At 38.2% G+C, this 12775-nt stretch carries 17 protein-coding genes and 1 pseudogene; 6 read left to right on the plus strand and 12 right to left on the minus strand.

The genetic code is table 11. The annotated features are described in order from the left end of the window. Nucleotides 1-2: 2 nt before the first annotated feature. Genes AC0L7Q_RS08965 through AC0L7Q_RS08985 form a run of 5 tightly spaced genes read right to left on the minus strand, consistent with a single transcriptional unit; the run spans nt 3 to nt 1840 of the window. Complete coding sequence (locus tag AC0L7Q_RS08965) at nt 3-278, minus strand: hypothetical protein (protein ID WP_409423293.1); 276 nt, start codon at nt 276-278, stop codon at nt 3-5. Between the two features lie 30 nt (nt 279-308). Beyond that, nucleotides 309-908: a DNA N-6-adenine-methyltransferase gene (locus tag AC0L7Q_RS08970; RefSeq protein WP_409423294.1), complete on the minus strand. Its 600-nt coding sequence runs from the start codon at nt 906-908 to the stop codon at nt 309-311. Between the two features lie 9 nt (nt 909-917). Beyond that, entirely contained in the window at nt 918-1322 is a 405-nt protein-coding gene (locus AC0L7Q_RS08975) for a hypothetical protein (protein ID WP_409423295.1), read from the minus strand. A 9-nt stretch (nt 1323-1331) separates the two neighbouring features. Further along, on the minus strand, nt 1332-1625 hold the full coding sequence (locus AC0L7Q_RS08980; RefSeq protein WP_409423296.1) for a helix-turn-helix transcriptional regulator: 294 nt from the start codon (nt 1623-1625) through the stop codon (nt 1332-1334). After that, nucleotides 1622-1840 (minus strand): YdaS family helix-turn-helix protein, encoded by a 219-nt coding sequence (locus AC0L7Q_RS08985; protein ID WP_409423297.1) that lies wholly within the window; start codon nt 1838-1840, stop codon nt 1622-1624. Before AC0L7Q_RS08985 ends, AC0L7Q_RS08980 begins: the two co-directional genes overlap by 4 nt. A 181-nt stretch (nt 1841-2021) precedes the next feature. Between AC0L7Q_RS08985 and AC0L7Q_RS08990 the strand changes: the two genes are divergently transcribed. Together AC0L7Q_RS08990 and AC0L7Q_RS08995 are read left to right on the plus strand one after the other, a co-directional pair. Next, nucleotides 2022-2648: a LexA family protein gene (locus AC0L7Q_RS08990; RefSeq protein ID WP_409423298.1), complete on the plus strand. Its 627-nt coding sequence runs from the start codon at nt 2022-2024 to the stop codon at nt 2646-2648. A gap of 76 nt (nt 2649-2724) precedes the next feature. Continuing rightward, entirely contained in the window at nt 2725-3492 is a 768-nt protein-coding gene (locus AC0L7Q_RS08995; RefSeq protein WP_409423299.1) for a toll/interleukin-1 receptor domain-containing protein, read from the plus strand. A gap of 50 nt (nt 3493-3542) precedes the next feature. Here the strand turns inward: AC0L7Q_RS08995 and AC0L7Q_RS09000 are convergent, their stop codons facing one another. Then, on the minus strand, nt 3543-4367 hold the full coding sequence (locus AC0L7Q_RS09000) for a DUF4875 domain-containing protein (protein WP_409423300.1): 825 nt from the start codon (nt 4365-4367) through the stop codon (nt 3543-3545). A 135-nt stretch (nt 4368-4502) separates the two neighbouring features. On the opposite strand from AC0L7Q_RS09000, the gene AC0L7Q_RS09005 reads away from it, so the two are divergent. Beyond that, nucleotides 4503-5546, plus strand: a complete 1044-nt coding sequence (locus tag AC0L7Q_RS09005; RefSeq protein ID WP_409423301.1) for a putative phage abortive infection protein — start codon at nt 4503-4505, stop codon at nt 5544-5546. Between the two features lie 30 nt (nt 5547-5576). On the opposite strand, the gene AC0L7Q_RS09010 is transcribed toward AC0L7Q_RS09005, so the two are convergent. From AC0L7Q_RS09010 to AC0L7Q_RS09030, 5 genes are all read right to left on the minus strand, one after another. Then, entirely contained in the window at nt 5577-6041 is a 465-nt protein-coding gene (locus AC0L7Q_RS09010) for a hypothetical protein (protein ID WP_409423302.1), read from the minus strand. 88 nt (nt 6042-6129) lie between these two features. Further along, nucleotides 6130-6276: a hypothetical protein gene (locus AC0L7Q_RS09015; RefSeq protein WP_409423303.1), complete on the minus strand. Its 147-nt coding sequence runs from the start codon at nt 6274-6276 to the stop codon at nt 6130-6132. A 25-nt stretch (nt 6277-6301) separates the two neighbouring features. Then, nucleotides 6302-6691, minus strand: a complete 390-nt coding sequence (locus tag AC0L7Q_RS09020) for an acetyltransferase (RefSeq protein WP_409423304.1) — start codon at nt 6689-6691, stop codon at nt 6302-6304. 143 nt (nt 6692-6834) lie between these two features. Next, nucleotides 6835-7125 carry a hypothetical protein gene (locus AC0L7Q_RS09025; RefSeq protein WP_413402317.1) on the minus strand — a complete coding sequence of 97 codons (291 nt, stop codon included), beginning with the start codon at nt 7123-7125 and terminating at the stop codon, nt 6835-6837. Between the two features lie 21 nt (nt 7126-7146). After that, nucleotides 7147-8364 carry a tyrosine-type recombinase/integrase gene (locus AC0L7Q_RS09030; RefSeq protein WP_409423306.1) on the minus strand — a complete coding sequence of 406 codons (1218 nt, stop codon included), beginning with the start codon at nt 8362-8364 and terminating at the stop codon, nt 7147-7149. A gap of 138 nt (nt 8365-8502) precedes the next feature. Between AC0L7Q_RS09030 and sbcB the strand changes: the two are divergent. Further along, nucleotides 8503-9953, plus strand: a pseudogene (gene sbcB / locus AC0L7Q_RS09035) (exodeoxyribonuclease I). Nucleotides 9954-10166: 213 nt separating this feature from the next. Here the strand turns inward: sbcB and AC0L7Q_RS09040 are convergent. Beyond that, on the minus strand, nt 10167-11048 hold the full coding sequence (locus AC0L7Q_RS09040; RefSeq protein ID WP_413402320.1) for an NAD(P)-dependent oxidoreductase: 882 nt from the start codon (nt 11046-11048) through the stop codon (nt 10167-10169). Between the two features lie 120 nt (nt 11049-11168). Here AC0L7Q_RS09040 and AC0L7Q_RS09045 point away from each other — a divergent pair, with 120 nt between their 5' ends. Both AC0L7Q_RS09045 and AC0L7Q_RS09050 read left to right on the plus strand, forming a co-directional pair. Continuing rightward, the gene (locus AC0L7Q_RS09045; protein ID WP_413402322.1) at nt 11169-11690 is read left to right on the plus strand and encodes a glutathione peroxidase; all 522 of its coding nucleotides are present in this window, start codon (nt 11169-11171) and stop codon (nt 11688-11690) included. Between the two features lie 83 nt (nt 11691-11773). Then, nucleotides 11774-12754 carry a 2-hydroxyacid dehydrogenase gene (locus tag AC0L7Q_RS09050; protein ID WP_413402324.1) on the plus strand — a complete coding sequence of 327 codons (981 nt, stop codon included), beginning with the start codon at nt 11774-11776 and terminating at the stop codon, nt 12752-12754. Nucleotides 12755-12775 lie beyond the last annotated feature (21 nt).

The raw sequence follows: 12775 nt of genomic DNA on the forward strand, positions 1-12775 counted from the left end.
CGCTACAGCTCTATTTCCATTGGCTCGTCACCAGTTTGTACGGCATTTAATGCAATGCTCATTAGGCTGTATGCTCGTTCAAAATTAACATCATCATCAGCAATCAGTTTTACGATTGGTAGCAAGTCGGTTAGCGTGTCTTCGCACTGTATTAGCATGTGTACGGTGCTACGTTTGTTTAAAAGACGGATAGTAAAATTGGCTTGCTCAATAGCGTGTTCAACAATATTCAGTATTAACTGTTTTTTAGATAGATCTTGGTCTTTGATAGTGGTCATTTTTAGTATTCCTTTGGGGGTTGTTGGTTGTTATTTCACAACGCCAAGCGCTGAGAATATTTTGCGGAACTCGTCGGTTCTATCGCCAAGGTAGGTAATGAAGCAGCCTTTTGGTGCGCCTTTTTTTACATTGCCTTGTGGGTCGTTAAAATGTGTGCGTCCATCAATAAAGCAGCTTAAACCTGCGTTTAATAACTTTTGGCACCATGATTCTGAGCTATTAACAAAGGTGATGTTCATTGCTTCTTTAAAGTGACCTAGCGCAAATTGCTCTAAGTAGTAGTCAACCCAATCACCGTTGCTGGCTATGTCTTCGGTTATGCAGTGGCCGCGATACTTATGGTAGCTCGGGTCGTTACATATTTTTTTAACGCACTTTGGTTTGCATGCCAGCTCGCCTTTATTAAATGGGTGATTTAACCAAACTGTTTCGCCTATCCAATTTTGTGTTAATGCATCATCTTCTTTAGTGAAGTAATGCGCCGCTTTTACTGACTTATTGGCAATGGCATTACTTGCAGGATCTAAATCAATAACCGGAAACATCTGGTGCACATACTGTAAAACCTTATCAGGCGTGTAAAACTCAACATTGCCACTGTCTTGATTGATTAACTGGTCGGGAGTCATGGCCGCTCCTTAGTGTGCTTGTGAATCAGTTTTTAACTGTTCAACTAAGTGCGGAACAACATCAAACTTAGGCGGGGTTCTTTCAAAATTTTCGCGACCAAGCACGTTGGCTTCAGTAAAAGCAGCAACAATGTCTTGCAGTGCTAAAATGCCTTTGCGCACTGCTTCACGCTCTTGAAAATTAAACTGATAAAAGCTCATTTCTATATGTCGCTGTTTAAGCCCTGCAGCAATACACACTATTTTGCGTTGCTTAGCAGTTAAAACGGCATTAAACACATAACCTGGTGTGCGCGTTCTATCGCTCATTAATGCTTTTATTTCAGCTAAGCCTTTTGGTATGTGGCGCCCTTCTACTGCTTTTAATGGCGCAGGTTGTGCGTTATTGGTTTGTTTAACTAATGCATTTGCCATGGTTTGCTCCTAGTTATTTACTTGCTGTTGGTGCTTTGTTCTAAACGCTATTAGCTCGTTTATGCGGTAATAATTACTCTTGCCAAACTGAACTGGCTTTGGAAAGCCATCTAGCTTATTGAGTTTCCAAAACTTAGCGTGAGCACAGCCCATTACTTCCATGGCTTCACGGGTATTTACTAGGCGGTCTTTTTGTTCTTCAAGCTCAGCGCGTAGCTGGTTGTTTTCTTGCAGTAACGCAAACAACACCGCTTTTGCCTCTGGGTGAATATCTAATAAGATGATTTGTTGTTCAGTGCTCATGCTGCATCTTCCTTGTTTGCTTTTTGGTGATCGGCCAGTAAATCGTTTACCGATACTTCACCGTTGGTTAGTTCAGAAATACGGGGGATGTATTTCGCTGGGGCTTGGCCGTGTCTATTTACCCAATTCCAAACAGCGGTTTGTTGAGTACCTAAAAGTCGAGCTAACTTTGTTTGCCCACCAATTAGGCCTACTGCTTTTTCAATAGATGACATAAAAACCTCGATTAAGATTACTTTAAGTAATCTTAAGATCCCTAAAAGTTATTGTCAATTCATTTTATTACTTTAGGTAATCAATAAAACCCCTATAAGTAATTTGACTGAGATAACTTAAAGTTGTGATAATCTTCCTAACAGATTACTTATAGTTATTAAATTAATTAAAAGGATTAATATGGATATTGCAAAAAGAGTAAAGGAACGTCGTAAAGTGCTAGGATTAACTCAATACCAACTTGCGGATTTAGTTGGAACTGCACAAACTTCTATTCAAAAAATAGAGCGTGGTGATACTAAAAACCCACGTAATATTGAGGCTTTAGCTCGAGCATTAGAATGCACGCCTGAGTTTTTACAGTTTGGTATCGCTGACAACAAAAACATCAACAGCAACGTATCACCAGGGCCAACTATTAAAGCCACCGCCCCACTAATTAGCTGGGTGCAAGCAGGTGCATGGTCTGAAATAACAGAAATTAAAGCTTATGATGCAGAACGTTTTATGTGCCCTGTTAATTGCAGTGATCTTACGTTTGTATTAAAAGTGCAAGGCATTAGCATGGAGCCAAAGTTTGATGAAGGTGATTTAATTTTTGTAGACCCTGAAGCCGAGTGCATCCACGGTTCCTACGTAGTAGCCCGCCTAGACGACGACAACCAAGCCACGTTTAAACAACTAATAATCGAAGGTGGCCACAAATTCCTAAAAGCCGTCAACCCCAACTGGCCAGAGCAATTAATCCCAATTAATGGCAATTGCACATTGGTTGGAAAAGTTATTTTTACGGGTAAGTCGCTTTAAATAAAACGAGTAAGAACTCATTAATAATATTCAAAACTAAAAATCTAATTCACAACAACAGTTATAAGGAAGTTTCATGAGTGTTAATGTACCTAAAGTATTTATTTCATATTCCCATGACACACAAGCCCATAAAAAATGGGTTCTAGAGTTAGCTCAACGTTTGCGTAATGCTGGTGTTGATGCAATCTTAGATCAATTTCGCGTAGGCCTTGGTGATGACCTGGGCGGCTTTATGGAAACAAGTGTCGCTGAGTCTGACCGTATTATTATGGTATGTACTGACAATTACGTCAGTAAAGCTAACAGCGGTTTGGGCGGGGTTGGATATGAGAAAATGATTATGACTGCTGAATATATGACTAATATTGATAGCAATAAAGTCATTCCTCTGATTCGTCAAAACGGCACTCATAATACACCTACATTTGTACAAACTCGTGCGCATATCAATTTTTCTCGCGAAGATGAATATGAATTACAATTTGACAACCTTTTACGTGAGATTCATCAAGCTCCTTTATTTAAAGAACCACCTGTTGGTAATAATCCATTTGAATCAGTAGTTGAGAAACCTGCAGAAAGTGTATCAGACAAAAAAATGGAACTGCTTAAAGAGATGATTAAAATTTATAATCAAGGAACTGATTATTTGTACTTTGAAGATCTTGCTCGTATGCTTGGTTGCTCAAAAATCTTTTCTGAAATATACATATCTGATCTGAAGGAAAATGGATTTATTCAGAGCACATTTCGTAACGTAATGGGTAGTATCGTCCAAGTTTACTCTGTAACTGATAAGGCTAAGTTAAATGCAATTGAACAGGGTTGGATTACGGAATAGATTATAATTACAAGAAGCCCGCTAAATGCGGGCTTTATATTGTTTGTAATTTAATTGGATTTCGTAACTTTTATTGAGCCATTCAACTCACCCGTAATGCTTTTAGCTGAGCCAGCAACCATGGGTAACCTTACATCTTCAACCTTGATATTGAGCTTTTTAGCTATTGCATTACTTAACTTGGCTTCGTCCTCTAAATCTAGATAGCCTTTACTACCTTGGTATGTGCTTTTTAGTGCTTCCCATTGTCTTAGTACTTTTATTTGCAACGCAGGCACTTGAGCATCACTAGCAAGTATACTCCACTTATTGCCATTACAATCTTTACCACTCGTTCCACATCCATCTGGGGCGTAATCAGCCATTGCAAGCACATTACCAGTACCATAAGCAAAATCTGCCACTTCCAAAATCGCATCGGCAAAATCGGCATTGGTTTTACTTTGCAAATCTAGCGCGGCTTGCTTTACCACTGCCGCACGCTCTTCTTTTGTTGTTGCATCTGGTGCAAACACATAAACACCTACACGTTTACGACCGTTAAAACTGAAATCTCGCTCACCAACTACTTTGTAGGTTATTGTTTTGGTAACTTCAACTGATGTACTACTCGCGTCACCACCAATTATTGCAGCAACTATAAATATAATAATACCCGCTATATTCCCAGACTTTTGGGTTATATCATTATATTGCTTACCTTTTTCTTCTGCTTTTTGTTTGTTAGTGTTATTAATTTTGTTTAGCATAGGCGGTATTGTAAGACCTACTGCAAATACACAAATAAATCCGGCTAAAAACTCACCTTTTTCAAAATACATACCTACTGAAAAAACAGATAGTACACCCAAAGCCCAACCTATTATATTAACCATGTTATTCCTTTTATTTTCCATAACGTTGCGATTGAATAGGTTAAGTTATCGTTCAGTTTTCAACAAGCTGGGTATTTATACAGCTAATGCTATACTGCATAAAATTTTTGATATAATTCAGCTGAGTAAAACAATATGAAAAAACTCACAATAGGCATTTGTATAGCCGCGTCTATCGCTGCATTGACAGCTATTAGTATATTTATCTCTCATTTTGGATTCGGGTTCGCATCTAACATTGGTAATTGGGGTGCGGTTGGCGACTTTTTTGGTGGTGTACTAAACCCTATGTTCGCCCTATTCAGCCTAATTTTAATTGCCCATACTTTAATGCAAAATAAACAAGCGCTAGAGCAAAGTGAAAAGGCCATAGAACAAGGCATCAAAGCAATAGAACAAAATGAAAGAGCGCTTCAAGTGAGTAATAGAGAGTTAGAACTTACCCGTAACGAACTCACTAATTCATCAAAAGCTTTAGAGGAACAAGCAAGCTTATTGGCGGTGCAAAGCTTTGAGACTACGTTTTTTAATATGTTGGAATTACATAGTAAGAACCTCAATAGAATCAAGCTTTCAAAATCTGAAATTATCCAAACAATTGCTGATCTATATAGCCATAATATAAATTATAATAAAACAAAAAATCATGAAGGCGCTGAGGCTGTAAACGTATTAATCAAAATTATCAATAGCCCACCGGAAGATGCACTAAAAAATGAGAAAGTAGAGGTAGCACAAAGTTTATCGACTTTTTCGCATATTTATCCAATCCATGGTCATTTACTATCAACTTACTTTATTCACTTATACCAAATGCTAAAACTGATTAACGATACTCAGTTTAGTTATCAATACAAAAAGAACTACAGCAATATTTTAAGGTCGCAATTAACAAACCAAGAACTTTCTTTACTTATACTTAATTGTTTGCGTGTAGGTACGGACGATGGGGAATTTAGAAAACTTGTAATTGAATTTGAAGTTTTAGAACACTTAGATATTTGCTACCTTGAAGTGCAAAATAGGTTCAGGGTTAATAATCCTAAAATTGACTTTACAATTGATAACATTGAAAGGTTTATAAAATTTGATGAGAACAACAAGCTCGTAAAGTCTGCGTTCGGTAAAAATAGAAAAATGAATGAGTATTTTGAAAGAAAGCACTTCTTAAGAGATTAAAATTATAGCCCGCACCTTCCGGGCTTTAAATTAATCAAAAGGATACATTAGCTTTAGAAAAGGCTCCCCTTTCACAATCACTTTTGTTCTATCTAATTTATTAAGCTCATTGGTATTTATGTTTAATAAATTAGCTTCAACTAAAAACACCGCCCTTTGGTTTTGCTTATCCACACTCAAAACTTTAACTTTAGCGAATGTTTCTACCTGTTTTGACCGAACAAGCGCTTCACCCTCTACGTCACCAAATACAGAAAAGTTAGGGTTATTTTTTGAGTTTGATACAAGCTCAACACCCTGCTTTATATCTTTCTTTTTTATAGCAAACGCATGAAAGTCGTTGTCATTTTTACCAAACGAGACAACGACAGACTTATCAGAACCGGGCAACAAATTAAACGAATCGACACTTATATACAGTATCCTCTGCTGAAAATCATAAATGTGGGAATAAATTATTAACGCTACAAGTATTATAGAGAAAAATATTTTCATAGGAGTAGCTCTTTTTAGCCTAGGACTTATACTACATAGATTATTGCACATAGGAAAATAAGCATAAAAAAGCCCGTACTAAACGGGCTCACAGTTTTGTTTTTTTAGTTCTAGCTAAATGTGCCTTTTGCTTAATAGCGTTTATTCTATTGAGTACTGAATCGGGTATTTTTTTAACATTTCCCACTCTTATATCTTCATCTAATAAACCTAAAAATTGCGATGTGGTTTTCATGAGCTTATCTTCCGGGTTATTCATTCTACCTAACACAAATATACATTGTGATAAGTCGCTCTGCAGGATTATCAATAAGGATATTAAATCCATTATTTTGATATAATGCTACTAGCTTTTCAGCTTTTTCACACTCTAATATTATTACCCTGCCACCCACAAGTTGGTTTGCTTTATCTATAATTGTGTAGGCTTCTTCGAGAATATACGGTAAGTTTATTTGATTATCTGCTACTGAATCATTTTTACCTATCTGACCTATAAGGTAAGCATTTACACGTTCACTATTTTTACAAATTCCGTCAAGCTTTTTCCGCAGACCTTTACTTATTTTAGTTTCGTTATTTTGATTCAGTGAGACTTCTTTGATAGACAATGAAAAATAGGCAAGTATTTGGCCGCTACCATCATCCAATATTAAATAGGTGCGTGATTTAGACGCATTTTCGAGGCGAATAGCTTTATTCTGATCATTTAGGAATGCTTCAACATCTGTGTTTTTTGTACTACAAAAACTAGAAAGGAGTTGATGTAGTTGGGGTGCATCAAACTCCTTTATTAGCTCTGAGAGCTGGACAATCGTTGTCTTAATAACGCAATTCCTTTTACCCTATCTGCCTCATGGTTACGGTTATTAGTTGTAACTTTATGGGCTTTTTTGCAGTTTTCTTTAAACGCTTGGATTGCGTTTTGGTCTGTTACTACAAAGTTTTTTTCAAATGACGTGGTAGCCATAACAAGCTCCTTAATGCCGTTTTGATAACCTTTTTTGCTGTGTGCATAATTTTGCATGCACTGTAATATAATAAAGCTATTGACGGTTATGTCAATAATTATGTATGCATCCATACATTTGCGTATTCTGTTGTATTATTTCTTTTGCAACTCTGTTTTTATTGCTTCATCTATTAATCCACAATATAGCTCGTACCCTTCTGACTGTTCTTTTATCCAATCATGTTTGTTATATACAGCCATTACTCCACGCATTGTGTGGCCTAACATTTTTTCGGTCACATGCGGCGCTACACCGTTTTCACTCAGTAATGTAGATAAAGAACGGCGTGCATCGTGCGGTAGAAACTTGGGCATTTTGTATTTTTCAAACAAGTGATCCCACATTCGACAGCAATAACGATTAATGCTATGGGTAGTCATTGGTTTATGCGGGTTACTGCCAGGTATTAAATAACCGTTACGGCCATAGACCATAGCAAGAGTATCTAAGATGTTTTTTACCTTGATTGATATTGGCCGGCGGATTGCTTTATTTGTTTTGGAGTTTTCTGGCGGTACCGTCCAAATGTTATTATCAAAGTCAAAATGTTCCCACTTGGCTAAACGAACCTCTGATTGCCTTGCGCCTGTTATATAAATTAACTGCAAACATGCTTTGGTTGCTGGCGTAGCTTTTGAGCTTTCGATTTGAATCCATAACTTTGCAATTTCATCAAAGCGCATCACTCGCTGCCCTACTGATGCTTGCTCTCCTACATCATTTATATTTAGAGTTAGTACGGGGTTAAATGGTTTTACTTCACCACGCTTTTCAGCCCAGCCAATAATCGACTTGATACGTACCAATATAGTACCGGCTGTTTTAGCACTGCCTAATTTTTTTACGTCATCAAAGTAGGTTATCCAATCTTTAATGGTCATTAAATCAATTGGCATATTTTTATCATCTAGGATTGGCACAATCCATTTGCCAACTTGGTTTTTGTATAGCGTTTGTGTTTTTTCTTTTAGATCAGGTACTTTTTTAGCTAACCACTTTGCTGCAACATCTGCCATTGTAGGTAAACCTTTGGCATTGTTTCGCATGAGTTTAAGTTCGAGGCGTGGGTCTTTGTCTTGGCTTATCCAGTTTTGAAAATGAGGTATGTAGTCTTGCGCTTCTTTTATGCTGAGCCCTGGATAACGGCCAAGCGATATTATCACTTGTTTACCACCTACACGACAACGATATTGCCATGTGATTACGCCTTTAGCTGACACCCTTACACTTAAACTATCTCTATGCGATAATACGCAGGGTGTTTGATTTTTACCTAGCAGCTTTCTTAATTTAGTGTCACTGATTGCCATTTAATATTTTATACACACTTAGCGAAAATTTTATACACTATTTTATACACACAATGCAGATATTACAACGCACTCAAAAATATAACAACAAACATAAAAGAAAGTAAAACCCGCATAAATAAAGGGCCAAGAGAGAGAATGAGCGAACCAACATACTACGAAAACCAAGCAACAATCTACTGGCACGACTACGAGACCTGGGGGCAAGCCCACAAAAAGATAAGCCGAGTCAGTTTGCCGGTGTTCGCACCGATCTTGATTTAAATATAATTGGCGAGCCGCTTATTGAGTACTGTAAGCCGCAAGCGGATTATTTACCGCATCCTGAAGCGTGTTTAATTACCGGTATTACTCCACAAGTGGCGATGCAAAAAGGCTTAGTTGAGGCTGAGTTTATAGCTAAAATTCATGCAGAATTTAGCGTACCCAATACCTGTGTAGCTGGTTATAACAGTATTCGCTTTGATGATGAAGTAAGCCGATATAGCTTTTATCGTAACTTTTACGACCCGTACGAACGTGAATATAAAAACAATAACAGCCGTTGGGATATTATAGATCTAGTACGTGCCTGCTATGCACTGCGCCCTGAAGGCATTGAGTGGCCATTAAAAGAAGATGGCAGCCCTAGCTTTAAGCTTGAGCATTTAACCGTCGCTAATGGTATTGAACATGCCGCTGCGCACGACGCATTAAGTGATGTAACCGCCACCATTGCACTGGCAAAGCTAATTAAAGAGAAGCAGCCTAAACTGTACCAATTCTTTTTTAGTCTTCGCGGTAAAAAAGCACTCGCTGAAATGGTTGATGTGTTTAATATGACCCCATTAGTGCACACCTCGTCTCGTATTCCAGCAACACAAGGTTGTACCACTTGGGTAGCACCTATGAGTTTTCACCCGGTAAATAAAAACGCGGTTATTTGTTTTGATTTAACCCAAAACCCACAGGTATTACTTGATTTAAATGTGGAAGAATTACGTAAACGCTTATACACCAAACGTATAGATTTAGCGGAAGGTGATTTACCGGTAGGTTTAAAATTGGTGCATTTAAACAAGTGCCCTATTTTAGCGCCAGCTAAAACACTACTGCCTGAAAACGCTGCTCGCTTGGGTATTGACCGTGAACAATGCTTGGCTAATTTAGCCATTTTAAAAGCCAATACCGAGCTACGTGATAAAGTCACTGAAGTATTTAATGAGCAAGGCGATTACAGCGCGACCACAAATGTGGATTATTTACTTTATGATGGCTTTACTAGCCATGCTGATAAAGCAAAATTTGCGATTATTCGTGATGCAAAACCTGAAGACTTAGCAAGCTTAAAACTTGAATTTGAAGATCCTAAATTTAATACTTTACTGTTTAGGTACCGCGCCCGAAATTGGCCGCAAACGCTCAACCAGCAAGAGCTTGATCAATGGCGCCAATATTGCCAAAGCAAGTTAATGCATGGCGAAGATCAGCCATCAATCAGCGCACAAGATTTTATGATCACCCTTGAAAACCTAGCGCATGAACATGATGACAGCGAAAAAAATCTTACAATTTTAAAAGCTTTATATAACTACGCGCAAAGTATGTAATTTGCTGTAGTTTATATAATACATAAAAACGCGACCCTTTAGCAAAAAAGTGTCGCGTTTTTTGTTACTAGGTAAAAAACCAAAAAAACTATCTCAACAAAAGAAGTGCATGAGAAAACATAAAACCAACATTCATTTTTTATGTTTAGCACTTCCTCTAAAAGCGCAGCGTTTCTTATCATCTTTATGAATAATTTACTTTTACCAATTACATTACTTTTTATGCAGTGCTTCTATGCGCGCTAATAAGCTTGAAGTATCATATCTGCCGCCACCTAAGGCTTGTACATCAGCGTAATATTGATCAACCGTTGCGGTCATTGGCAGAGTTGCACCGTTATTTTTAGCTTCATCTAGGGCAATACCTAAGTCTTTACGCATCCAATCTACGGCAAACCCAAATTCGTACTCGCCTGCCCACATTGTTTTGTAGCGGTTTTCCATTTGCCACGAACCGGCTGCGCCTTTAGAAATGGTTTCTATTACTTTTTCGCCATCAAGGCCTGCTTGATTAGCAAAATGTAAGCCCTCAGCTAACCCTTGCACCACACCAGCAATACAAATTTGATTAACCATTTTACATAATTGCCCTGAGCCCGCTTCGCCTAAAAGCTGACTAAAACGGCTAAATGCCGCCATGATAGGTTGTGCTTTAGCAAATACCGCTTCGTTGCCACCGGCCATCACGGTTAATACCCCATTTTCGGCACCAGCTTGGCCGCCCGATACTGGCGCATCAATAAAGTCGATATGCTGTAAAGCCGCTTTTGCAGCTACTTCACGTGCCACTTCTGCTGAGGTAGTTGTGTGGTCGATTAAAGTTGTGTTTTCGTGCATGCCCGCTAGCACACCGTCATTACCGTATACTACTGAACGTAAATCGTCGTCATTACCTACACACATAAATACCATGTCGGCACCATTTGCGGCTTCACGCGGGGTAGGTGCAAAGCTGCCGTTAAAATCTTCGACCCATTTTTGTGCTTTAGCTACCGTGCGGTTATAAACACATACGCTGTGCCCTGCTTTTGCTAAATGCCCCGCCATTGGGTAACCCATTACGCCTAAACCTATAAATGCAATTTTAACTGACATAAAAATGACCTATTTAACTGATAACTTAGAAACATAAGCTCGATTATGTCAATCGGCCGCTAAAAAAGCGAATGAAAGTCTTTTAAAATTTCCCGCATAAGGAAATTAGGTAGGTAACCTATGGATAGCATTTATCAATTTAACGCACAACTTTGTAATAATAGTGATTTTCCTTTGAGCCAGTTAAAAGGAAAAACGGTTCTTATCGTAAATACAGCAAGCAAATGTCATTTTTCGGCGCAATTATGTGCGCTTGAAAAGCTATACCAACAATACAAAAACGATGGGTTTACTATTTTAGCCTTTCCATGCAATCAGTTTGATAAAAACGAACCATTAGAGGGGATAGCAATAAAAGATTACTATCAAAAGCACTTTGCAATTAATTTTGAAGTATTTGACAAGGTCATGGTGAATGGCCCCGATACGCACCCCTTGTTTAGTTATTTAAAATCACATACGCGTGGAATTGCACAAAACCGTGCAATAAAGTGGAACTTCACTAAATTTTTAATTAATGCGCAAGGACAACTAATTGCGCGCTATGCGCCGCGTACTAAACCGGAGTCACTTCATAGTGTAATTAGAAGTAGTTTAGGGTCAACACCGATTATAAAAACAGCAAACACTCGTTTTGGTTAGGCATCTATAATAAAAATGGTTTATGGTAGATGTAACTAGGCTTGGTTTTCACCTAGCCGACTAAGTTAGTAGGATAGTAATAAATGAAAATTGCTTTTTTTAGTGCTCAAAAATACGAGCGCCCTTTTTTCGAACAAAGCTTAACTGGCTTTTCTAACATCGCTATTACCTATTTTGAGCAAAGTTTATCGATGCACACTGCGGTTTTAGCTAAAGAATTTGATGCTGTATGCGTATTTGTTAACGATTCGGTAGATAAAGCGGTTATTGAGCAACTGGCTAAATTTGGGGTTAACACCATTTTGCTGCGTTGTGCGGGTTTTAATAATGTAGATTTAGCCGCTGCTAAACAGCATGGTATGCGTGTTCTGCGCGTTCCGGCTTACAGCCCTGAGGCAGTCGCAGAGCATTGTATTGCACTTATGCTTACACTTAGCCGTAAAACCCATAAAGCTTATAACCGCGTACGTGAAGACAATTTTGACTTGAACGGCTTACTTGGCTTTAACTTGCATAATAAAACGGTGGGTATTATTGGCTGCGGTAAAATTGGCCAAGCATTGTGTAATATATTAACCGGTTTTGGCGCTCACATTTTAGTATGCGATCCTAATGCACAAGCTGGTAATTACACAATTACTGATTTAAACACCCTGCTTACACAAAGCGATATCATTTCTTTGCATTGCCCGTTAAACGAGCACACCCATCATTTAATAGACGATGACGCATTTGCAGCGATGAAAACAGGAGTTATGCTAATAAACACCTCGCGCGGTGCATTGGTTAATAGTAAAGCGTGTATTAAGGCACTTAAATCACAAAAACTAGGTTATTTAGGGCTTGATGTGTACGAGCAAGAATCAGAGCTGTTTTTTAAAAACCACAGTGACGATATAAACCAAGACGATATTTTCTCTCGCTTGGTGAGCTTTAAAAATGTATTGATCACCGGCCATCAAGGCTTTTTTACTCAAGAAGCGCTTACAGAAATTGCCAATATCACCTTACAAAATGCATTTGAGGTTACTCAAGGAAATAGCTTAACAAACGAAGTGCTATAGCGCGGCTAAACAAAAAGCAAA

The organism is Pseudoalteromonas sp. KJ63-1 (assembly GCF_055808145.1).